This window comes from Micromonospora sp. LOL_025 (assembly GCF_048060285.1).
Lineage (GTDB): Bacteria > Actinomycetota > Actinomycetes > Mycobacteriales > Micromonosporaceae > Micromonospora.
The window spans coordinates 21,497-41,802 of the sequence record NZ_JBHMIR010000005.1 but is presented as its reverse complement, the minus strand read 5'-3'; the positions used below and the strand labels follow the sequence as shown (position 1 = coordinate 41,802).

Sequence of the window (20,306 nt, the reverse complement as noted above, 5' to 3'; positions counted from 1 at the left end):
TCCGTCGATCCGACGGCCCTCGTACCCGGGAGGTCCGGATGCGTCGCCCTGCCCGAAACCTGCTGCTGGCCGCCGTGGCGGCCCTCGCCACCGTCACCGCCACCACGCTGACCCTCGCCGCGCCGGCCCGCGCCGCCGGCCCGACCGCCACCTTCGTCAAGACCGCCGACTGGGGCACCGGATGGGAGGGGCGCTACACCGTCACCAACGGCGGCCCGAGCACCATCACCGGCTGGCAGGTGGCCTTCACCCTGCCCGCGGGCACCACGCTCGGCTCCTACTGGGACGCCACGGTGAGCAGCGTCGGCCAGCGGCACACCTTCACCAACCGGTCCTGGAACGGCACCGTGGCCCCCGGCGCCTCGGTGTCGTTCGGCTTCCTGGCCACCGGCTCCGGTTCCCCCACCGAGTGCACGCTCAACGGCGCGCCCTGCTCGGGCGGTACGCCCACCACCCCGCCCAGCACGGCACCGCCCACGACCGCCCCGCCCACCACGGCACCGCCGACCACCCCGCCACCCAGCACCCCGCCGCCCACCACTCCCCCGCCCGGCGGGCTGCCCCGGCACGCGCTGATCGGCTACCTGCACGCCAGCTTCGCCAACGGCTCGGGCTACCTGCGGATGGCCGACGTGCCCGCCGACTGGGACATCGTCAACCTCGCCTTCGGCGAGCCCACCACGGTCACCTCCGGCGACATCCGGTTCCAGCTCTGCCCGGCCAGCGAGTGCCCCGGCGTCGAGACCGAGGCCGAGTTCATCACGGCGATCCGCGCCAAGCAGGCGCAGGGCAAGAAGGTGCTGCTCTCCATCGGCGGGCAGAACGGCCAGGTGCAGCTCACCACGACCGCCGCCCGGGACACCTTCGTCCGGTCGGTGTCCGCCATCATCGACCGGTACGGCCTGAACGGGCTCGACATCGACTTCGAGGGGCACTCGCTCTACCTGGACGCGGGCGACACCGACTTCCGCAACCCGACCACGCCGGTGATCGTCAACCTGATCTCCGCGATCCGCACCCTCAAGCAGCGGTACGGGGCGGGCTTCGTGCTCACCATGGCGCCGGAGACGTTCTTCGTCCAGCTCGGCTACCAGTTCTACGGGTCGGGCCCGTGGGGCGGGCAGGACCCGCGCGCCGGGTCGTACCTGCCGGTGATCCACGCGCTGCGCAACGACCTCACCGTGCTGCACGTGCAGGACTACAACTCCGGGCCGATCATGGGGCTCGACAACCAGTACCACACGATGGGCAGCGCGGACTTCCACATCGCGATGACCGACATGCTGCTCGCGGGCTTCCCCGTCGCCGGCAACCCGGACCGCGTCTTCCCGCCGCTGCGCGAGGACCAGGTGGCCTTCGGCGCGCCCTCCTCCCCCAGCGCCGGCAACGGATACCTCGCCCCGGCCGGGGTGCAGGCGGCGGTGACCTGCCTGGTGAAGGGGCAGGGCTGCGGCCCGTACACCCCGCGCAGCGGCACCAACCCCGCCTTCCGGGGCCTGATGACCTGGTCGATCAACTGGGACCGGTTCTACGCCTGGGAGTTCCGCCTGAGCCACGGCCCGTTCCTGCGGGCGCTGCCCTGAGCAGGTGCCGCCGTCCGGGCCGCCCGGCCCGGACGGCGGCCCGGCCACGGTGATGGACGGGACGCGACGACGGACGGGACGCGGCACGCCCGTCCGCGCACCGGAACCCGGTTGCGCCGCCGGGCCGGTCCGGCCCACGATCCCGTGGCGGACACGGGACCGGACCGCCCGCAGCGACGCCCGGCCGCGTGGCCGGGCGCGGCGGCGTCCGGGGCGGGGAGGCGAGCGTGCGCGGCATCCGCGAACTGGCGGCCGGGATCGACGCGCGTGCGGTGGTGCTCGTCGAGGGGGCGAGCGACCGGGTCGCCCTGGAGACCCTCGCCACGCGCCGCGGCCGGGACCTCGACGCCGACGGCGTACGGGTCGTGGCCATGGGCGGCGCGACGAACATCGGCCACTTCCTCGACCAGCTCGGCCCGGCGGGACGCGGGCTGCGGCTGGCGGGCCTCTACGACGAGGCCGAGGAGGGCTTCGTCCGGCGCGGGCTGGAACGCTGCGGCCTCGGCGCCGACCTGTCCCGCGCCGGTCTGGCGGCCCTCGGGTTCCACGTCTGCGTGGCCGATCTGGAGGACGAGCTGATCCGGGCGGTCGGCGTCGCCGGGGTGCGGGCGGTGCTCGCCGCCGAGGGCGAGCTGCGTTCGTTCGACCTCTTCCAACGGCAGCCGGCCCAGCGGGGGCGCGCCGTCGAGGCGCAGCTGCGCCGCTTCCTCGGCACCCGGTCCGGCCGCAAGAGCGCGTACGCGCGGCTGCTCGTGGCGGCGCTGGAGCCGGACCGGGTGCCCCGCTCACTCGACGCGGTGCTCGCCGGCGTCTGAGCGCACGCCGCGCCACTCGGGCGCCAGCACCGACCACACCTCGAGGTCGATCCGCCCGGCCGGCCCCGGGTAGATCTCGCGCAGCGTCCCGTCGAGGCGCATGCCCAGCCGCCGGGCGGTCGCGATGCTGCGGGCGTTGCGCGCGTTGGTGCGCCACTCGACGCGGTGGATGCCGCGCTCCCGCACCGCCCAGTCGACGATCCGGCCGACCGCCCGGGTGACCAGCCCGTGGCCCTCCCCGGCCGGCTCCAGCCAGCAGCCCGCCTCGCAGACGCCCCGGGCGACGTCGAACGAGACGAACATGACCCCGCCGACCAGGTCGCCCCGCCGCCAGACGCCCCAGATGCCGCCGGCGTCGCGCGCCCAGAGGTCCGCGTGGCGCTGGAGCACGGCCCGGGCGCCGGCGAGGTCGTCGACCATGAACGAGGGCGACACCCAGGGCGCGATGTGCGTACGGGCCCGGTCGAGGTGGGCGAGGAACTCCTCGGCCCGCCACGGCTCCAGGGGACGCAGCTCGGCGTCCTCGGTCAGGGACAGGGCGAACACGTGACCTCCCGATGCAGACGGCTGAGCGGGCAATGTACCGGTATACACGCGAGGTATACGCGGTGTGTATAGTCCCCGGCATGTCGATCGGACAGACCTTCCTCGGCCTCCTGGAGGCCACCCCCCGCCACGGCTACGACATCAAACGCCTCTACGACGAGCGCTTCGGTCACGCCCGCCCGCTCGCGTACGGGCAGGTCTACGCCACCCTGTCCCGGCTGCTGCGCGGCGGCCTCGTCGAGGTGGAGTCGGTGGAGCCCGGCGAGGGCCCGGAGCGCAAGCGGTACGCGATCACCGAGGCCGGCGTCACCGACGTCACACAGTGGCTGGCCCGCGCCGAGAAGCCCGAGCCGTACCTGCAGAGCACCCTCTACACCAAGGTGGTGCTGGCCCTGCTGACCGGCCGCCCCGCCGCCGACGTGCTCGACGTGCAGCGTTCCGAGCACCTGCGGATGATGCGCGAGCTGACCCGGCGCAAGCGCGACGGCGACCTCGCCGAGCAGTTGGTCTGCGACCACGCGCTGTTCCACCTGGAGGCCGACCTGCGCTGGCTGGAGTTGACCGCCGCCCGCCTCGACGAACTCGCCGCGGCGGTCCGGTCGTGAACGCGCCGCTGCTTGTCGCCGAGGACCTGCACCGCTCGTTCGGGCCGACCCGGGCGCTCGCCGGGGCGAGCATGCGCGTGCACCCGGGCGAGGTGCTGGCCGTCATGGGCTCGTCGGGCTCCGGCAAGTCCACGCTGCTGCACTGCCTCGCCGGCATCACCCGGCCCGACTCCGGCCGGGTCCGCTACGCCGGACGCGACCTCGCCACCCTCAGCGACGCCGAACGCAGCGCGCTGCGCCGGGAGGAGTTCGGCTTCGTCTTCCAGTTCGGCCAGCTCGTACCGGAGCTGACCTGCCTGGAGAACGTCGCGCTGCCGCTGCGGCTGGGCCGGGTCGGCCGCCGCGAGGCGGAGCGGCGGGCCGCCGAGTGGCTGGACCGCCTGGAGGTCGCCGAGGTGGCGGCCAAGCGGCCCGGCGAGGTCTCCGGCGGGCAGGGGCAGCGGGTGGCGGTCGCCCGGGCGCTGGTCACCCGGCCACGGGTGGTCTTCGCCGACGAGCCGACCGGCGCGCTCGACTCGCTCAACGGCGAGCGGGTCATGCGGCTGCTCACCGCCGCCGCCCGGGACACCGGGGCGGCCGTGGTGCTGGTGACCCACGAGGCGCGGGTGGCCGCGTACTCCGATCGGGAGGTCGTGGTCCGCGACGGCCGCACCCGGGACCTGGAGGTCGCGGCGTGACGCGGCTGCGCGACCGCGCGGCCGATCTGGTCATGGGCGCCCGGATGGCGTTCACGGGCGGCCGGGACGGCTGGCTGCGGGCCGTGCTCACCGCGGTCGGCGTCGGGGTGGGGGTGGCGATGCTGCTGCTCGCCGCCGCGGTGCCCGGCGCGCTGGACGCCCGGCAGGCGCGCGGCGACGCCCGCGACGACCTGCGGATGGGCGAGCGGATCCCGGCCGCCGCGAACACCCTGCTGATCCGCCAGACCGACACCGAGTTCCGGGGGCAGCCGGTGCGCGGCCGGGTGCTGCGGCCCGAGGGACCGGCGGCGCCGGCGCCGCCGGGGGTGGCCGCGCTGCCCCGCGCCGGGGAGGTGCTGGTCTCCCCCGCCCTGCGCGACCTGCTCGGCTCCGCCGACGGCGCGCTGTTCGCCCCCCGGCTGGGCGGCGCCACGGTCACCGGCGTCATCGCCGACGAGGGACTGGCCGGCCCCCGCGAGCTGGCCTACTACCTGGGCAGCGACACCCTCGCCCCCGACAACGCGACCCGGCTGGACGCGTTCGGCGGCGGAATGCCCGGCGAGGCCTTCGACCCGGTGCTGATGGTCCTGGTGAGCGTCATCTTCGTGGTCCTGCTGCTGCCCATCGCGGTGTTCCTCGGCGCGGCGGTCCGCTTCGGCGGGGAGCGGCGCGACCGGCGGCTGGCCGCGCTGCGGCTGGTCGGCGCCGACGCCGCGATGGTCCGCCGGATCGCCGCCGGGGAGGCCGCCGCCGGCGCGCTGCTCGGCGTCGCGGCCGGCGGCCTGCTCTTCGCGCTCGGCCGGCAGGTGGTCCCGCTGGTCACCCTCATGGACCTCAGCGTGTACGCCGCCGACGTGCGCCCGCCGCTGCCGCTGGTGGCCGCCGTCGTGCTGTCGGTGCCGGCGCTCGCCGTCGCGGTGACGCTGGTGTCGATGCGCACCGTGCTGGTCGAGCCGCTCGGGGTGACCCGGCGCGCCACGCCGGTGCGCCGCCGGCTGGTGTGGCGGCTGCTGCTGCCGGCGGCCGGGCTCGGGCTGCTGCTGGCCGGCGCCGCCGGAGTCGCGCCGCTGGGCAACGAGCGGCAGACCGCGGCCGGCGCCGTGCTGCTGCTGGTCGGGGTGGTCACCCTGCTGCCCTGGCTGACCGACCTGCTCGTACGCCGGCTGCGCGGCGGCCCCGTCGCGTGGCAGCTCGCGGTGCGCCGCCTCCAGCTCGACAGCGCCGCCTCGGCGCGGCTGGTCAACGGCATCGCGGTCGCCGTGGCGGGCACCATCGGGTTGCAGATGCTCTTCGCCGGCGTCGCCGACCGGTTCACCTTCGACACCGGGCAGGACACCTCCCGGGCCCAGGTGCAGGTGCAGTTCCCGACCCGGCCGGACGCGCCGGCGGCGCTGGACCGGCTGGCCGCCGCCCCCGGGGTCACCGCCAGCAACGCCACCCTGACCACCTCGGTCACGGCCGCCGACTCGCACGCCGTGCTGCGGATCGGCGACTGCGCGGCGCTGGCCGAGTTCGCCCGGCTCGACCGGTGCGCCGACGGCGACGTTTTCCTGGTCCGCGAGCCGGAGGGCCGGTCCGCCGGCATCCGGCCGGGCGGCACGGTCGCGGTCGCGGACGCCGAGGAGCTGACCTGGCGGATCCCCCGCACCGCCCGGGAGGCGCCGGTGCGCGTCGACCCGTCCGGCTACCGGCAGGGCGGGGTGCTGGTCACCCCCGGCGCGGTCGGCGCCGCCCGGCTCGGCCCGCTGGCCGCGGACGCGTACCTGCGGCTCGCGCCCGACCGGCCGGACGCGGTGGAGCACGTGCGCAACGCCGCCGCCGGCGTCGACCCGTACGCCTCCGTGCTCACGCTGACCGGGGAGCGCCGGGCCACCCAGTTCGTCAACGTCCAGCGCGGCCTCTACATCGGCGCGGTGGTCACCCTGCTGCTGATCGGGGCCAGCATGCTGGTCGGCGTGCTGGAGCAGCTGCGGGAGCGCCGCCGGCTGCTGGCGATGCTGGTCGCGGTGGGCACCCGACGCTCCACGCTGAGCTGGTCGGTGCTGTGGCAGAGCGCCGTGCCGGTGGTGATCGGGCTCGCCCTGGCGGTCGTGTTCGGGCTCGGCCTCGGCGCGGTGCTGCTGCGCATGGTGCAGACGCCGGTCACGGTCGCCTGGCCGGCGCTGGGCATCTCCACCGGCCTCGGGGCGGCGGTCGTGCTGCTGGTCACCGGGCTCAGCCTGCCGGTGCTGTGGCGGCTGACCCGACCCGACGGCATCCGCACCGAGTGAGGCGGCGCCCGCCCCGGGCGGGGTGGCTCCCGGCCGGGGCAGCGTCAGGCGCGGGCCGCCGGTCGCGGGCGGGCGCCGCGCCGTAAACTGGTGGGCCTGTAGCGCACGCCGACAGGGGCGTCGCGAACGCGCGTCAAGCAGCGGCGCCGGTCCCGGATCCGAACGTGGATCCGGTACAGCGGTCCGTGCCCTCGGACCGCCGCCACGCGCTGTCCGGCTCCGCCGGAGTACCACCGCGCCGTTCGCCGAGGACGAGTGACGCCATGCCGCAGCCACCGCTGGATCTCACCGACGCCGTCATCCGGCTCGGGGCGATCCGTCACGACGAGTCCGACCTGGACACCGTCCTGGCCCGGATCGCCGAGGTCGCCAAGGAGAGCATCCCGGGCACCCGGGAGGTGTCGGTGACACTGGTGCACGGCACCGAGGCGCACACCGCCGCGTTCACCGGCGAGCTGGCGCTGCGTCTCGACGAGTGGCAGTACGAGCAGGGCCGGGGACCCTGCCTGGACGCCGCCACCACCGGCACCACCATGGTCGTGCACGACATGGCCACCGAGAGCCGCTGGCCGGAGTGGGCCCGGGCCGCGCACGCGGCGGGGGCCGGCAGCTCGATGTCCATCGGCCTGCCGATCCAGGAGGCCGTGGTGGGGGCGCTGAACGTCTACGGCGCCGAGCCCGGCGCGTTCGACGACGTCACGACGGCGGCCCAGACGTTCGCCGGGTACGCCGCGATCGCCCTGGCCAACGCCCACCTCTACGAGAGCACGGCGACGCTGGCGCAGCAGATGCGGGTGGCGATGGAGAGCCGCGCCGTCATAGAGCAGGCCAAGGGGATCATCATGGGTCAGCGACGGTGCACGGCGGAGGAGGCGTTCAGCATCCTGGCGAAGGTCTCGCAGGACTCCAACCGGAAGCTGCGCGACGTCGCGGAGGCCCTGGTCGGCGGCGTCGCCGCGGGACGGCACCGGTAGGCGGCGTCACGGCTGCCGGCCGATGGCCCGCTCGACGAGTGCCGCGGCGACGTCCCGGAGCTTGCGGTTGCTGTCCTGGGAGACCTTGGACAGCAGCGCGAAGGCCTCCTCGGGCGTGCACCGCCGCTCGCCCATGATGATCCCCTTGGCCTGCTCGATGACGGCGCGGCTCTCCATCGCGGTGCGCATCTGCCGGGCCAGGGTGGTGGTGCTCTCGTAGAGGTGGGCGTTGGCCAGGGCGACGGCCGCGTACGCCGCGAAGGTCTTCGCCAGCTCGATCCCCTCCGGGTCGAAGGCGTGCGGCCGGGTGCCGTAGACGTTGAGCGTGCCGACCACGGCCTCCTGGATCGGCAGTCCCAGGGAGAGCGAACTGTGCACCCCCCGGTCGCGTGCCTCGGCGGCCCATGCCGGCCACCGGTTCTCGGTGGCCATGTCCGGCAGGCTCAGCACGCCACCGCTGACCGACGCGTCGAGGCAGGGGCCCCCGCCGTGCGCGTACTGCCACTCGTCGAGTTCCCGCGCCGTCGCGCTGGTGTACGCGAGACTCTGCGGGGCCTCGTCCCGCAGCAGCGTCACGGAGACGTCCTCGGCACCGGGGACGCCCCGCCGGGCCAGCGCCGCGATCTGCGACAGGACCGTTTCCAGGCTGCCTTCCCCGAGCCGGATCCGGCCGAGCTCGGCGAGCGCCTCCCGGGGGTCCAGCGGGCTCTGCTCCATCGGGTGGGCCCCCTTCACGGTCGGAGCGCCGACCGCCCGTGCCGGGATCGGCTGTGCACGGCCTCAACCTACCGGCCGGTCCGGTCCCGCGCGCAGACAGCGCCGTCACCCGTCGATCCCCGCGTGCCCGGCGTGTGCGGGGCCCGGGGCGCGGGTAACGTCTGACGCGGGTCAAGACATGCGCCCCAGGGCACGGTGCCCCGCCGCCAGCGCGGTGGGCCGCCGGCCCGCTACCCCGTCGTCCATTGCCGGGAGGGCGTCATGTCGACTGCACGACCGTCACCCGACGCGACGGTGCCCGCGAGCGGGACGCGTCGTGTCCGCCGCGCGGCCCCGCCCGTCGTCTCCCTCTCCGTGACCGTGCAGCGCACGACCCGGGTCGTCGAGGTCCGTGGTGAGCTCGACATGAGCAGCGCCCCCCTGCTGGTCGAGTTCGTGGAGCTGTTCTGCGGTGGGCACGCGGGCGAGGTCCGGCTCGACCTGTCCGGCGTCACCTTCTTCAGCGCCCACGGCATCACGGCGCTGCTGCGGGTCCGGCAGGCCGTCGGCCTCGCCGGTGGCCGCCTCACGCTGCCCGACCCCGCCCCCTGCGTACGCCGCCTGCTGGACCTGAGCGGGGCCGCTCGCGAACTCCCTCCCGACGGCGGACCGCGCACCGCCGCGCGGCCCACGCCCCGGCGGTCGCCGTCGGCGTACCTCGTGTCGGACTGATCGGCCGGGACCGCCCGCGCGCTCGCGGGGCCGGCGGCTCGCCGCCGCCGTGGCGATCCGCGTCACCGCCGCCACGGCGGTCCCGTGACCGGCGACCGGCGGATCCGCTCAGGCCGGTCGCGACGGCGGTGCGACGCGGGTGAGCAGCTCGGCGAGGTGCACGGCCCGCACGGCCGACCGGCGCCGGCGCAGGCCCGTGCGCAACTGCCGCAGGCAACCCGGGTTGACCGCCACCACCAGGTCCACCCCCGAGGCCTCGATCTCGTCGAGCTTCGCGTCCAGGATCCGCCGCGACTCCTTCGGCCGCAGCAGCGAGTACGTGCCGGCCGCCCCGCAGCAGGTGGCCGCCGAGGGCAGCTCCACGTAGTCGGCGACCTGGCTCAGCAGCGCCCGGGGCTGCGCGAAGACGCCGAGGCCGTTGCGCAGGTGGCAGGAGTCCTGGAGGGCGACCCGGGCGCGCCGCCCGCCCACCCGCAGCTCGGCCCCGGCGGGCCGGTCGGCGAGCCAGGTGGACAGCTCGCGCACCCGGTCCCGGCCGAGCACGGAGGCGAGGTGCGCGGCGCAGCCGCCGGAGGTGGTGACGATGGTGCCCGGCAGGTCCTCGCCGAGCCGCTCGGCCAGCCGCTCGCCGCCCGCCAGGTCGCCGTTGTGCGCGTGCAGCGCGCCGCAGCAGCCCTGGGCGTTGGGCACGGCCAGTTCGGGGGCGAGCGCGTGCGCCCCCCGGCTGACCGCCGGGAAGAGCCCCCGCTCGACGCAGCCCAGCATGAGCTGCGCGCCCGGCCCGCCGGGGGTGGCGGACCCGGGGACGGCCGCCGGAGCGGGTGCCACGGCCGGGGACGGCCCGACAGCCGCAGCGGGTGCCGCACCCGGGGACGGCCCGGCCTGGCGGGGGGTGACGGCCCGGCCGCGGGCGGCACGGCGGACGAGGCCGGACAGCCGCAGCAGCCACCGCTGCTCCACCAGCAGCATCAGTGCCCGGGCCACCAGCGGTCGCCGCCAGCCCCGCCACTGGTGCACCCGCCACTGCTCCAGCAGGCTGCCGTACTCCACCCCGGCCGGGCAGACCGGCTCGCAGGCCCGGCAGCCCAGGCAGAACGAGGACTGCTCGGCGAGGGTGCCGTCGTCGGGGGGCAGGGTGCCGTCCTGCAACGCCCGCATCAACGTGATCCGCCCGCGCGGCGAGGACGCCTCGTCGCCGGTCATCGCGTACGTGGGGCAGGCCGGCAGGCAGAACCCGCAGGAGATGCAGCGGGACAGCTGCTCCGGGTCGAACACGTCGCCGGTCATGATCCCAGCTTTCCGGGGTTGAGGACGCCCGCCGGGTCGAAGGCGCTCTTGATCCGGCGCAGCAGGGCGAGCTGGTCCTCGCCGAGGCGGGCGGCGAGGAACGGCAGCTTCGCCGCCCCCACCCCGTGCTCGCCGGTGATCGTGCCGCCGAGGTCGATGGCGGCGGCGAAGATGTCGGCGAAGGCCGCCTCGGCCCGGCGTACCGCCTCGTGGTCCTCGGCCGAGTCGAGCACGCAGGTGGGGTGCAGGTTGCCGTCGCCGGCGTGGCCGAAGGTGGCGATGGCGACGTCGTGCCGGGCGGCGACGGCGTCGATCCGGTCGACCATCTCGGCGATGCGCGGCCGGGGCACGGTCGCGTCCTCCAGGATGGTCACCCCGCCCCGGCGCGACAGCGCCGGCAGCGCACAGCGCCGGGCGGCCAGCAGTGCCTCGGCCTGGGCGACCTCGCGGGCCGTGGTGACCTCCACCGCGCCGGCCTCGACGCAGGCCGCGCCGATCCGGTCCAGGTGGGCGGCGACCAGGTCCGGCGGGCCGTCGTCGCCGAAGAGCAGCAGGGCGCCGGCGTCGGCGCGCAGCCCCAGGTGGGCGAAGTCCTCCACGGCCCCGATGCAGGCCCGGTCGAGGAACTCCAGCGTCGCCGGCACCACGCCGGCGCGGATCACCCGGGCGACGGCCTCCCCCGCGTCGGCCAGCGTCGGGAAGTACGCCACCCCGGTGTTCGCCGACGCCGGGGCGGGCAGCAGCGCCACGGTCGCCTCGGTGATCACGGCGAGGGTGCCCTCGGAGCCGGTGAGCAGTCGGGTCAGGTCGTAGCCGGCGACGTCCTTCCACAGCCGCCCGCCGGTGCGGATCACCTCGCCGGTGGGCAGCACCGCCTCCAGGCCCAGCACGTAGTTGCGGGTCACGCCGTACTTCAGGCCGCGCAGCCCGCCCGCGCAGGTGGCGATGGTGCCGCCGACCGTGGCGACGGTCCGGCTGCCGGGGTCGGGCGCCCAGAGCAGACCCCGGGCGGCGGCCGCGTCGGCCAGGGCGGCGCTGGTCACGCCCGGTTGCGTCCGGGCGAGCAGCTCGTCCGCGCTGACCTCCAGGATGGCGTCGAGCCGGGTCAGCACCAGCACGATCCCGCCGCGCAGCGGCACGGTCGCGGCGCACAGATTGGAGCCCGCGCCGCGAGGCACCACGGGCACCCGGTGCCGGGTGGCGAGTGCCAGCACCGCGGCGACCTCGGCGGTGTCGGCCGGGAAGACCACCGCGTCCGGCCGGTGCGAGAACAGCGGCGTCGCGTCCCGGGCGTACGCCACGAGATCGCCGGCCGCGTCGTGCACGTGCGACGGGCCGACGATGCCGCGCAGCTCGGCGAGGACGGTCGCGGACAGCGCCATGTCCACCCTTCCCGGCGCCGGTCGCGCCTGTAGGTTTCTGCCGGCCCATGACCGGCTGTCTGGCGACAGTTTTCACCGATCATAGAGAGCCGGACACCTCGGGTGAAGACGGCGGCCCGTGCGGCCGTCAGCGCGGCGGCAGGTGCTCGCGCAGCGCGGCGAACTCGGCCACCGTGAGGAAGGACGGGTTGGCCCCCTGCGGCTGCCGCAGCACCTCCGCGCCGGCCAGCCACGCGTCGCCCCGGAAGCACTCACGGGGCACCCGGTGCGCCTCGTCGAGGACCGTCAGGTCCAACGGCACCGTCCAGGCCGCGCCCGGCTCACCGGGCACCGCGGCGGCGGCCACCAGCCCCACACCCCAGACGCCGTACGCGAGCCGGCCGCGGCTGCCACTGGCCCAGAGGACCACCGGCTGACCGGCGCGCATCAGCCGGGCCCGGTAGCCGGGGCGTACGCACCAGCCCGTCACCCGCGGATCGCGGGCGAAGCGGCCGGCCAGGTCGACCCGGTCCGCGTTGCCCTTGATCAGCCACGCGCCGAGGTCGTCGAGGTGCACCCGTCGGTCGGTCACCGCCTCATCCTCGCCCGGATCCCGGCCGGCCGCCCGACCGGCCGGGACCGTCGTCAGGCGACGTGGCGCAGGTAACCCGAGACCGACGCGTCCAGGACCTCCCGGCCGGGCCGGGCCCACACCTCGGCCGAGAAGACCTCCACCTCGACCGGCCCGGTGTAGCCGGCCTCGTCCACGGCCTCCCGCAGCCGACGCAGCTCGATGCAGCCGTCCCCGGGCAGGGCCCGGCCGAGCAGCACCCCCTCGGGCAGCGGGGTGACCCAGTCGCACACCTGGAACGCGGCGATCCGCGCCCCCGCCCGGGCGATCTGCGCGTACACCGTGTCGTCCCACCACACGTGGTAGGCGTCGACGACGACCCCGACCACGCCCGGGTCGAACCGCTCGGCGATGTCGAGCGCCTGGCCGAGGGTGGACACCACGCAGCGGTCGGCGCAGAACATCGGGTGCAGCGGCTCGATCGCCAGCGTCACGCCCGCCGCGGCGGCGTGCGGGGCCAGCTCGGCGATCGCGTCGGCCACCCGCTGGCGGGCGCCGTCGACGTCCCGGCTGCCCGCCGGCAGACCGCCGGAGACCAGCACGAGGACCGAGGTGCCGAGGGTGGCGGCCTCCTCGATGGCCCGCAGGTTCTCCTCCCGCCAGCCGTCGGCGGTGAAGAAGCCGCCCCGGCAGAGGGACGTCACCTCCAGGCCGGCGTCGCGGACCAGCTTCGCGGCGCGGGCCAGCCCGTGTTCGGCGACCGGCTCCCGCCACAACCCGATCCCCGGCACACCGGCGGCCACGCAACCGGCGACCACCTCGGGCAGCGGCCAGTGCTGCGACGTGGCCTGGTTGAACGAGAACCGCCGCAGGGCGGCCGCGCCGTCTCCGCCCACCGGGCGACCCCCCAACGCGGGACTCACAGGACCGGCGTTCACCGGGGCACCCCCGCGACCGTGAACAGCGCCCGGGCGCGGGCGGCGGCCAGGTCCGCGTCGGGCAGCAGCCCGGCGGCGTCGGCGAGGGTGAGCAGGGTGGCCAGGTGCGCCGGCGAGCGTCCGGTCTGCGCACCGCCGACCATCGTGAAGTGGTCCTGGTGCCCGGCCAGCCAGGCCAGGAAGACGATCCCCGTCTTGTAGTGCCAGGTGGGGGCCGCGAAGATGTGCCGGGCCAGGGGCACGGTCGGCGCGAAGATCGCGTCGTACGCCTCAAGCTCCCCCCGGTCCAGCGCGGCGAGCGCCGCGGCGGCGGCCGGCGCGATGGCGGCGAACACCCCGAGCAGCGCGTCGGAGTGGCCGCCCGCGTCGCCCCGGATCAGCTCCGGGTAGTGGAAGTCGTCGCCCGTGTAGAGGCGCACCCCGGCGGGCAGCCGGCGGCGCAGCGCCACCTCGCGGTCGGCGTCCAGCAGGGAGACCTTGATCCCGTCCACCCGGGTGTCGTGGGCCTTGATCAGGCCGATGACGGCGTCGGCGGCCTCGTCGAGGTCGGTCGACCCCCAGTAGCCCGCGAGCGCCGGGTCGAACATCGGGCCGAGCCAGTGCAGCACCACCGGCTCGTCGGCGGCGCTCAGCAGTTCGTCGTACACCCGCAGGTAGTCCTCCGCGCCGCGGGCGGCGGCGGCCAGGTGGCGGCTGCACATCAGCACCGGGCGGGCCCCGGCGGCCCGCACGTCGTCGAGCTGCTCGCGGTAGGCGCGGGTGACCTCGGCCAGGGTGGCCGGGCCGGGGGGAAGCTGGTCCGTGCCGACGCCGGCGACGATCCGCCCACCGACGGCGCGGGCCTCGGCGGCGCTGCGCCGGATCAGCTCGCGGGTGGCCGGGTAGTCCAGGCCCATGCCGCGCTGCGCGGTGTCCATCGCCTCGGCCACCCCGAAGCCGTACGACCACAGGTGGTGCCGGAACGCCAGGGTGCGGTCCCAGTCCAGCACGGCCGGGGCGCCGGGGACGTTCTCGGCCGTCGGATCGGCCACCACGTGCGCGGCGGCGTACGCGATCCGGCTGGTCGGCGGCCCGGCGGGGTGCGGGAAGCCGGCGCCTCCGGTCAGCCGGTACCGCCGCCCACCGGGCAGCACCACCTCATTGGTCGCGCTCACCGCTCCACCTCCGTTCGCGACTGCGGGGCTCGCAACCCCGGCTCACTCCTCGCGCTCACAGCTCCAGCTCCGGGATGTCCAGTCGGGCGCCCTCCCGCGCCGACCGCAGGCCCAGCTCGGCGAGCTGCACGCCGCGCGCGCCGGCCAGGAAGTCCCACGGGAACGGCTCGTTGGCGACGACGTGCCGCAGGAACGCCTCCCACTGCACCTTGAAGCCGTTGTCGAACTCCTCGTTGTCCGGCACCTCCGTCCACTGTGACCGGAAGGGCTCGGTGACCGGCAGGTCGGGGTTCCACACCGGCTTCGGGGTGACCGCCCGGTGCTGCACCCGGCAGCTGCGCAGCCCGGCCACGGCGCTGCCCTCGGTGCCGTCGACCTGGAACTCGACCAGTTCGTCGCGGTGCACCCGGACGCACCACGAGGAGTTGAGCTGCGCGACCACGCCGCCGTCGAGCTCGAAGATGCCGTACGCGGCGTCGTCGGCCGTCGCCGGGTACGTGCGGCCCGCCTCGTCGACCCGCTGCGGCACGTGCGTGGCGGTGAGGCAGGAGACCGTACGCACCCGGCCGAAGAGCTCCTCCAGCACGTACTGCCAGTGCGGGAACATGTCCACGACGATGCCGCCGCCGTCCTCGCTGCGGTAGTTCCAGGACGGGCGCTGGGCCGGCTGCCAGTCGCCCTCGAACACCCAGTAGCCGAACTCCCCGCGCACCGACAGGATCCGGCCGAAGAAGCCGCCGTCGATGAGCCGCTTGAGCTTGCGCAGCCCGGGCAGGAAGAGCTTGTCCTGCACCACCCCGGTACGCACGCCGGCGGCGCGCGCCGCCCGGGCCAGGTCGAGGGCGCCCTCGGTGTCCTCGGCCAGCGGCTTCTCGGTGTAGATGTGCTTGCCGGCGTCCAGCGCCCGGCGGATCGCCTTCTCCCGCTGCTGGGTGACCTGGGCGTCGAAGTAGATCTCGACGTCGTCGCGGGCCAGCGCGGCGCTGAGGTCGGTGGTCCAGTCGGTCAGCCCGTGCCGCTCGGCGATCTCGCGGAGCTTGGTCTCGCTGCGCCCGACCAGGACGGGCTCGGGCCAGATCGACGTGCCGTCGGCCAGGGGCACGCCGCCCTGCTCGCGGATGGCGAGCAGGGAGCGCACCAGGTGCTGCCGGTAGCCCATCCGGCCGGTGACGCCGTTGACGATGATGCCTATCGACCTGCGGGTCATGGTGTTCCTTCCCTCCGCGGGCGCCTCCGACCGGGACGGCGGCGGGCGGCGACCTGTTCCACGCCTGCGCCGCCGCCGGGAGGCCCCCGTCGGCAGATCTCAGGCAAGCGCTTTCCTGGGCAGCGTAGGGAACGCCTCCCTCCTCAGGCAAGGGGCTGTCCGCCCCGTCACGCGGCCGCCGTCGCCCGCCGGGCCGCGCGGGCGGGCGCCGGGGCGGGGAAGCGCTCTCGCTGCGGTACGGTGACGGATGGCCGGCACCGGGGCGCGGCCGTCGAGAAACGACCGAGGGGGCGGCAGTGGCGACCCTGTCCGACGTGGCCCGGCGGGCGGGGGTCTCGCCCGCGACCGCCTCCCGGGTGATCAACGGCAGCAGCAAGCCCGTCACCGAGGAGCTCCGCGAGCGCGTGCTCCGCGCCGTCGCCGAACTGCAGTACGTGCCGAACGCGCACGCCCAACTGCTGGCCCGCTCGCACCGCGTGGCAGTGGGCGTCATCGTGCACGACGTCTCCGACCCGTACTTCGCCGAGATCACCCGGGGCCTGCAACGGGTCGCCACCGACCAGGGCCGGCTGCTGATGATCTGCAACAGCTACCGCGACCCGGACCGCGAGCTGGAGTACGTCGAGCTGCTGCGCGGCCAGCAGGTCGCCGCGATCATCCTGGCCGGCTCGGGCTACCACGACGCCACCTTCACCCGCCTGCTCAACGAGAAGCTCGCCGCGTACGAGGCGACCGGCGGACGGGTCGCGGTCATCGGCCGGCACGAGCACTCCGGCGACGCGGTGATGCCGGACAACCGCGCGGGCGGCCGGTTGATCGGGGCGGAGCTGTACGAGCTCGGCCACCGCGCGATCGGGGTGGTGGCCGGCCCGGCGGTGCTCACCACCACCACCGACCGGCTCACCGGTCTCCGGGAGTCCCTCGCCGCGCACGGGCTGAGCCTGCCCGAGCACCGCGTGCGGCACGCCGAGTTCGACCGCGACGGCGGCGTCGCCGCCACCGCCGCGCTGCTCGACGCCGACCCCGAGCTGACCGCCGTCGTGGCGCTCAACGACTCGATGGCCATCGGCGCGCTGGCGCTGCTGCGTTCCCGGTCGGTGGCGGTGCCCCGGCAGATGTCGGTCATCGGCTTCGACGACATGCCGATCGCCCGGGACGTCACCCCGGCGCTGACCACCGTCCGGCTGCCCCTGGTCGAGATGGGGGCCCGCGCGATGTCGCTGGCGCTCGACCCGGGGGCCGCGGCACCCCGCGTCGAGGTGCTGCCCGCCGAGGTGGTGCGCCGGGACAGCACCGGGCCGGCCCCCGAGGTCACCCCGGCCCGCCCCCGGGGGATCAGATGATGAAGTGGGTCCAGTAGGCGAGCCAGGTCACGAAGAGCGCGCCCTGGAGCAGGGCCAGGGCGGCGGTCAGCCAGGCGTCGGCGCCCGCGTGCCGGGCCCAGCGGGCCAGCACGAGGGCGACCGGAAAGACGGCCAGCAGATAGCGCAGCAGGCTCTTGTACACCGGCGGGCCCATCGACAGCGGCACCAGGACCATGAGCAGCCCGTACACGAGATAGGGCAGCCCGAGCCGGCGGGCACCCGCGAGCAGGACCGCCAGCACCAGCACGGCGACCCACACCCGCAGGGCGTCGCGGGACGGGGTGTCGGTCAGACCGTGCCACAGCACCGCCAGCGGGTTCTGCACCCGGATGCCCCAGCCCTTCTCCTGGGCGTGCTTGTAGGCGAACCAGTCGCCGCTCTGCCACCGGCAGAACGCCATGAAGGCCAGCCAGCCGGCGGGCACCAGCGCCAGCGGCCAGCCGACGCGGACGTACGCCCACCACGCGCGCGGGCCCAGCCGGTAGCCGTGCTGCCGCAGCAGCACCAGGGCCAGCGGGAGCACGACGAGGAACCCGACCGAGCGGCTCATCGCCAGGAAGAAGCCGACGACGCCCACGATCAGCCAACGCCGCCGCTCCGCGTGGTGGAAGGCGGCGAGCGCGAGGCAGAGGAACAGCGACTCGGTCAGCGCCGCCTGGAACAGGAACCCGGCCGGCAGCAGCACGAGGTAGCGGACGAACCGGCGGGCGGAGGCGTCGTCGCCGAGCAGCCGCTCGCCCAGCCGGTGGGCGTAGAAGAGCATCAGCAGGAACGCGACGTTGGCGACGAGCAGCAACGCCAGCGCGGTGTCCCCGCCCAGCAGCGGGGCCAACGGACGGGCCAGGAACGGGTAGAGCAGGGGAAAGCCGAAGTCGCGCCACGGCTCGTCGAGCGGGAGCTGCGCCAGGCGGTCGTAGAGGAAGGAGTCCCAGGCGAACCAGAGCGCGACCGCGCGGTGCCCGGAGACCGCCCGCTGCTGCTCGCGCATCATCGTCTCGTCCGGCGGCGGGGCCCAGGGCACGTCGTCGAACGCGCTCAGCGCGAGCACCCCGAGGGCGCTGAGCACGATCTTCGTACCGAAGAAGACCGCGAGGACGAACAGCCACGGCGTCGGTACCCGGCCGGCGGCCCGCGACGCCGCCCGCCGCAGGTCGTGCCCACGCCCGGCCAGCCGGGCGGGCAACGCGCGCCACCGCCGGTCCGAGACGGCCCGCCCACTGTCCATCACGCGTCTCCCGATCCGGCCGCCCGAACGGTGCCACATCCCCGTTCCCGGGCCGTTGACACGTCGGCGCGGAACCGGGCCCGCAACCCGCCGCCGGGCGTCGAGGGGCGCCCCGGGTGGTGCGCCCCGTCGGGGTGTCCCGGGAGCGGACGGGAATCCGGGGTGAGTTCGGGCCGGTGCCGGGTAAGCGGGCCGCCTCCGGGAGGCGGAAACAGGGGGCGACGGGCATGGGCGAAGAGCGCGGCACGGTGGTCATCGGCGCGGGGCCGGCGGGCCTGACCACGGCGTACGAGTTGCTCCGGCGGGACAGCCCGGTCCGGGTGTTCGAGGCCGACGAGGTGGTGGGCGGCATCAGCCGCACCGTCGAGCGGGACGGGTGGCGCTTCGACATCGGCGGGCACCGGTTCTTCACGAAGGTGGCCCGGGTCGAGGAGTTCTGGCACGAGATCCTGCCCGACGAGGACTTCCTGCTGCGGCCCCGGATGAGCCGCATCTACTACCGGGGCGCCCTGTTCGACTACCCGTTGAGCGCGACGAACGCCCTGCGCAACCTCGGTGTGCGGGAGGCCGTGCTGTGCATGGGCTCGTACGCGCGGGCCCGGCTGCGCCCGCCGAAGGACCAGTCGCACTTCGAGGGCTGGGTCTCGGCCCGGTTCGGCTGGCGGCTCTACTCGATGTTCTTCAAGACGTACACCGAGAAGGTCTGGGGCATGCCGGCCGACCGGTTGCAGGCCGACTGGGCCGCGCAGCGGATCAAGAACCTGTCGTTGGCCAAGGCGGTCCGCAACGCGGTGCTGCCCAAGCGCAACCGCAAGGACGTCACCAGCCTGATCGAGGAGTTCCAGTACCCGAAGCTCGGCCCGGGCATGATGTGGGAACGCTGTGCCGAGGAGGTGCGCCGGCGCGGGGGCCGGGTGGACACCGGCACCTGGGTGACCGCCGTGCACCGGGACCCGGAGCGCCGCCGGGCCGTCGCCGTGACCGTCGACGGGGCCGGCGGGCAGCGTACCGAGCCGGCGGAGCACGTCGTCTCCTCGATGCCGATCTCCGAACTGGTCGCCGCGCTGCGCCCGGCGGCCCCGCCGGAGGTGCTCGCCGCCGCGGCCGACCTGCGGTACCGGGACTTCCTGACCGTCGCGCTGGTGGTGCCGGAGGAGTTCTCGTTCCCGGACAACTGGATCTACGTGCACGACCCGGCGGTGAAGGTCGGCCGGATCCAGAACTTCGGCTCCTGGTCGCCGCACCTGGTCAAGGACGGTCGCACCTGCCTCGGCCTGGAGTACTTCGTGTTCGAGGACGACGAGACCTGGCGTACGCCGGACGCCGAGCTGATCGCCGCCGCGACGGCCGAACTGGAGCGGCTCGGCCTGGTCCGGCCGGGGGTGGTGGAGGCCGGGTACGTGGTGCGGATGCCGAAGGCGTACCCGGTCTACGACGAGCGCTACCAGCACAACGTCGACGTGATCCGGGACTGGCTGGCACGCGAGGTGCCCAACGTGCACCCGGTGGGCCGCAACGGCATGCATCGCTACAACAACCAGGACCACTCGATGCTGACGGCGATGCTCACCGCCGAGAACATCGCCTGCGGCACCCGGCACGACGTGTGGTCGGTCAACGTGGAGCAGGACTACCACGAGGAGTCGAGCCACGACGGGGACGGTCACCGGGGCACCGGCCGGGACGCGCCCGTCGTACCGGCCCGGCCCGCCGTCCCGGTCGGTACGACGCTCGACGGCGCCGCCCGGCCCGAACGACCGGCCCAGGTACGCCTCGGCTGAGCCACCGGCCACCGGCCACCGGCCACCGGCGGCAAAATCACCGTGATCCAGCCCTCCTTTCACCGGCCTACCGGTGGTATTGCTGCAACGATGCAAGACGTGGGAACTGCCAGAACTACGTCGCCTGCTATCTCGCCCCTCGCGGGCGAGCCGATCAAGCGCGCCGATGCCGAACGGCTCGCGGGAGTACTGAAGGCCTTCGCCGACCCGGCCCGGCTGCGACTGCTCAGCCTGATCCAGTCGTCTCCGGAGGGCGAGGCATCCGTAACCGACCTCACCGCGCCGCTGGGGCTCTCCCAGCCCACCGTGAGTCATCACCTCCGGATCCTCACCGAGGCCGGCCTGCTCGAGCGGGAGAAGCGCGGCGTGTGGGCGTACTACCGCCTGGTGCCGTCCGCGATCGCCGCGGTCGCCGACCTGTTGACGCCACCTCGCAAGCGGGCGACGAAGAAGACCCGCTGACGGCCACGCCGTAGACCGGCTGGTGACCGATCTTCACCTGCCCTGCCGCGCACGGGAT

19 protein-coding genes are annotated in these 20,306 nt (G+C 75.2%); 10 read left to right on the top strand and 9 right to left on the bottom strand.

Going from position 1 to position 20,306, the window contains the following annotated elements; translation table 11 throughout:
- The first annotated feature begins 59 nt into the window (after positions 1-59).
- Both ACFHW0_RS08880 and ACFHW0_RS08875 read left to right on the top strand, forming a co-directional pair.
- Positions 60-1,583 (top strand): chitinase, encoded by a 1,524-nt coding sequence (locus ACFHW0_RS08880; protein WP_416607019.1) that lies wholly within the window; start codon positions 60-62, stop codon positions 1,581-1,583.
- A gap of 227 nt (positions 1,584-1,810) precedes the next feature.
- A complete protein-coding gene (locus tag ACFHW0_RS08875) occupies positions 1,811-2,398 on the top strand; it encodes a TOPRIM nucleotidyl transferase/hydrolase domain-containing protein (RefSeq protein ID WP_416606802.1) in 588 nt (195 codons plus the stop codon).
- Here the strand turns inward: ACFHW0_RS08875 and ACFHW0_RS08870 are convergent.
- On the bottom strand, positions 2,369-2,944 hold the full coding sequence (locus ACFHW0_RS08870; RefSeq protein WP_416606801.1) for a GNAT family N-acetyltransferase: 576 nt from the start codon (positions 2,942-2,944) through the stop codon (positions 2,369-2,371). The two genes, ACFHW0_RS08875 and ACFHW0_RS08870, sit on opposite strands and share 30 nt — an antisense overlap.
- Positions 2,945-3,024: 80 nt before the next feature.
- On the opposite strand from ACFHW0_RS08870, the gene ACFHW0_RS08865 reads away from it, so the two are divergent.
- From ACFHW0_RS08865 to ACFHW0_RS08850, 4 genes are all read left to right on the top strand, one after another.
- A complete protein-coding gene (locus tag ACFHW0_RS08865) occupies positions 3,025-3,549 on the top strand; it encodes a PadR family transcriptional regulator (RefSeq protein WP_121398809.1) in 525 nt (174 codons plus the stop codon).
- Complete coding sequence (locus ACFHW0_RS08860) at positions 3,546-4,226, top strand: ABC transporter ATP-binding protein (RefSeq protein WP_416606800.1); 681 nt, start codon at positions 3,546-3,548, stop codon at positions 4,224-4,226. The genes ACFHW0_RS08865 and ACFHW0_RS08860 overlap by 4 nt, the downstream gene beginning before the upstream one ends.
- Positions 4,223-6,496 carry an ABC transporter permease gene (locus tag ACFHW0_RS08855; protein WP_416606799.1) on the top strand — a complete coding sequence of 758 codons (2,274 nt, stop codon included), beginning with the start codon at positions 4,223-4,225 and terminating at the stop codon, positions 6,494-6,496. Before ACFHW0_RS08860 ends, ACFHW0_RS08855 begins: the two co-directional genes overlap by 4 nt.
- A gap of 263 nt (positions 6,497-6,759) precedes the next feature.
- Positions 6,760-7,470, top strand: a complete 711-nt coding sequence (locus ACFHW0_RS08850) for a GAF and ANTAR domain-containing protein (RefSeq protein ID WP_416606798.1) — start codon at positions 6,760-6,762, stop codon at positions 7,468-7,470.
- A gap of 6 nt (positions 7,471-7,476) precedes the next feature.
- On the opposite strand, the gene ACFHW0_RS08845 is transcribed toward ACFHW0_RS08850, so the two are convergent.
- Positions 7,477-8,187, bottom strand: coding sequence for a GAF and ANTAR domain-containing protein (locus ACFHW0_RS08845; protein ID WP_416606797.1), 711 nt, complete (start codon positions 8,185-8,187; stop codon positions 7,477-7,479).
- A gap of 261 nt (positions 8,188-8,448) precedes the next feature.
- Here ACFHW0_RS08845 and ACFHW0_RS08840 point away from each other — a divergent pair, with 261 nt between their 5' ends.
- Positions 8,449-8,898 (top strand): STAS domain-containing protein, encoded by a 450-nt coding sequence (locus ACFHW0_RS08840; protein ID WP_416606795.1) that lies wholly within the window; start codon positions 8,449-8,451, stop codon positions 8,896-8,898.
- 108 nt (positions 8,899-9,006) lie between these two features.
- Here ACFHW0_RS08840 and ACFHW0_RS08835 read toward each other — a convergent pair whose 3' ends face one another.
- The 6 genes from ACFHW0_RS08835 to ACFHW0_RS08810 form a co-directional block, all read right to left on the bottom strand.
- Positions 9,007-10,185 carry a (Fe-S)-binding protein gene (locus ACFHW0_RS08835; protein WP_416606793.1) on the bottom strand — a complete coding sequence of 393 codons (1,179 nt, stop codon included), beginning with the start codon at positions 10,183-10,185 and terminating at the stop codon, positions 9,007-9,009.
- A complete protein-coding gene (locus tag ACFHW0_RS08830; protein WP_416606791.1) occupies positions 10,182-11,567 on the bottom strand; it encodes an FAD-binding oxidoreductase in 1,386 nt (461 codons plus the stop codon). The genes ACFHW0_RS08835 and ACFHW0_RS08830 overlap by 4 nt, the downstream gene beginning before the upstream one ends.
- Positions 11,568-11,694: 127 nt before the next feature.
- On the bottom strand, positions 11,695-12,138 hold the full coding sequence (locus tag ACFHW0_RS08825) for a hypothetical protein (RefSeq protein ID WP_416606789.1): 444 nt from the start codon (positions 12,136-12,138) through the stop codon (positions 11,695-11,697).
- A gap of 53 nt (positions 12,139-12,191) precedes the next feature.
- Entirely contained in the window at positions 12,192-13,013 is an 822-nt protein-coding gene (locus ACFHW0_RS08820; protein WP_416606787.1) for a sugar phosphate isomerase/epimerase family protein, read from the bottom strand.
- Positions 13,014-13,051: 38 nt separating this feature from the next.
- Complete coding sequence (locus ACFHW0_RS08815) at positions 13,052-14,209, bottom strand: dihydrodipicolinate synthase family protein (RefSeq protein ID WP_416606785.1); 1,158 nt, start codon at positions 14,207-14,209, stop codon at positions 13,052-13,054.
- 55 nt (positions 14,210-14,264) lie between these two features.
- The gene (locus ACFHW0_RS08810; RefSeq protein WP_121398816.1) at positions 14,265-15,416 is read right to left on the bottom strand and encodes a Gfo/Idh/MocA family protein; all 1,152 of its coding nucleotides are present in this window, start codon (positions 15,414-15,416) and stop codon (positions 14,265-14,267) included.
- 296 nt (positions 15,417-15,712) lie between these two features.
- On the opposite strand from ACFHW0_RS08810, the gene ACFHW0_RS08805 reads away from it, so the two are divergent.
- Positions 15,713-16,759 carry a LacI family DNA-binding transcriptional regulator gene (locus ACFHW0_RS08805; RefSeq protein WP_416606783.1) on the top strand — a complete coding sequence of 349 codons (1,047 nt, stop codon included), beginning with the start codon at positions 15,713-15,715 and terminating at the stop codon, positions 16,757-16,759.
- On the opposite strand, the gene ACFHW0_RS08800 is transcribed toward ACFHW0_RS08805, so the two are convergent.
- Entirely contained in the window at positions 16,752-18,005 is a 1,254-nt protein-coding gene (locus tag ACFHW0_RS08800; RefSeq protein WP_416606781.1) for a hypothetical protein, read from the bottom strand. The two genes, ACFHW0_RS08805 and ACFHW0_RS08800, sit on opposite strands and share 8 nt — an antisense overlap.
- A gap of 227 nt (positions 18,006-18,232) precedes the next feature.
- On the opposite strand from ACFHW0_RS08800, the gene ACFHW0_RS08795 reads away from it, so the two are divergent.
- Both ACFHW0_RS08795 and ACFHW0_RS08790 read left to right on the top strand, forming a co-directional pair.
- The gene (locus tag ACFHW0_RS08795; protein ID WP_416606779.1) at positions 18,233-19,786 is read left to right on the top strand and encodes an NAD(P)/FAD-dependent oxidoreductase; all 1,554 of its coding nucleotides are present in this window, start codon (positions 18,233-18,235) and stop codon (positions 19,784-19,786) included.
- Between the two features lie 90 nt (positions 19,787-19,876).
- Positions 19,877-20,248, top strand: coding sequence for an ArsR/SmtB family transcription factor (locus tag ACFHW0_RS08790; RefSeq protein WP_416606777.1), 372 nt, complete (start codon positions 19,877-19,879; stop codon positions 20,246-20,248).
- Positions 20,249-20,306 lie beyond the last annotated feature (58 nt).